Source organism: Pseudoxanthomonas sp. UTMC 1351, from assembly GCF_040948865.1.
Taxonomy (GTDB): Bacteria; Pseudomonadota; Gammaproteobacteria; order Xanthomonadales; family Xanthomonadaceae; genus Pseudoxanthomonas_A.
This window is the reverse complement of sequence record NZ_JAVGJT010000080.1, coordinates 1-983: the sequence shown is the minus strand read 5'-3', so window position 1 is coordinate 983 and position 983 is coordinate 1. Positions and strand designations below refer to the sequence as shown.

Genomic DNA, 983 nt, shown 5'->3' with positions numbered 1-983 from the left:
TTGTGCCATTGCGTAGGGAATGGGTGATAGGCCGCCCAGTGAACGGTGCGGGCGATGGTGGTTGTAGCGATGCCGCCAGTCCTCGGCCATGCGGCGAACCTCGTCCAGACTAGTGAACACGTAGCGGTCGAGCACTTCGGTGCGGAAAGTTCGATTGAAGCGTTCGATGTAGGCGTTCTGGGTGGGTTTTCCTGGCTGGATATGGATCAAGGTGACGCCGTGTTGCTGGGCCCATTGCTTCAGCGCCAGGCTGATGAACTCCGGGCCATTGTCCAGCCGTAGCCGCTTCGGAGCGCCACGCAGCTCCACTAACTCGTCGAGTGCGCGGATCACCCGTGCTGAAGGCAGACTGCTGTCGATTTCGATCTTCATCGATTCCCGGTTGAAGTCATCATTGACGTTGAAGGTGCGAAAGCGGCGGCCCGACCACAGCGCGTCGGCCATGAAATCAGCTGACCAGGTGTGATTGGCGGCCAGCGGGATCTCCAACGGCTCGCGGATGCGAGCCGGTAGCCGACGTTTGCCACGGCGAGGAAGATTGAGTTTCAAGGCCGCGTACACCCGCCAGGCCCGGGTCTTGCCCCAGCCCTGCAAACGCAGGACGCTGTCGAACAACAACCCAAACCCATGACCCGGATTGTCTTGCAGATGGGCCTCGATGGCAGCGATCAACGGACTGTCGTCACGGACACGGGGACGGTAGTACCGCGCCGAACGCGATAAACCCAACACCTGATCGGCACGGCGCGCACTCAGGCCGTGATCGGCTTGTATCGCCAGACTCAGTTCCAACCGCCGAGCCTGGCCTAGAGCTTTCGCGAGAGAACATCCTTCAGCGCGTGATGTTCCAACGCCAGGTCCGCATACATCCGCTTCAATCGCGACAGCTCGGCTTCCACGTCCCGAAGGTGCCGCAGTTGCGATACCTCCATGTTGGCGTACTTCGACTTCCAGACGTAATAGGTCGGCTCGCTGATCCCATG

At 60.5% G+C, this 983-nt stretch carries 2 protein-coding genes; both read right to left on the bottom strand.

What is annotated here, in order from left to right; translation table 11 throughout:
* The coding region (locus AB6O04_RS20685; protein WP_368566313.1) for an IS3 family transposase at positions 1–792 on the bottom strand (792 nt) is incomplete at its 3' end.
* A 14-nt stretch (positions 793–806) separates the two neighbouring features.
* Entirely contained in the window at positions 807–932 is a 126-nt protein-coding gene (locus AB6O04_RS20680; RefSeq protein WP_368566314.1) for a hypothetical protein, read from the bottom strand.
* Positions 933–983 lie beyond the last annotated feature (51 nt).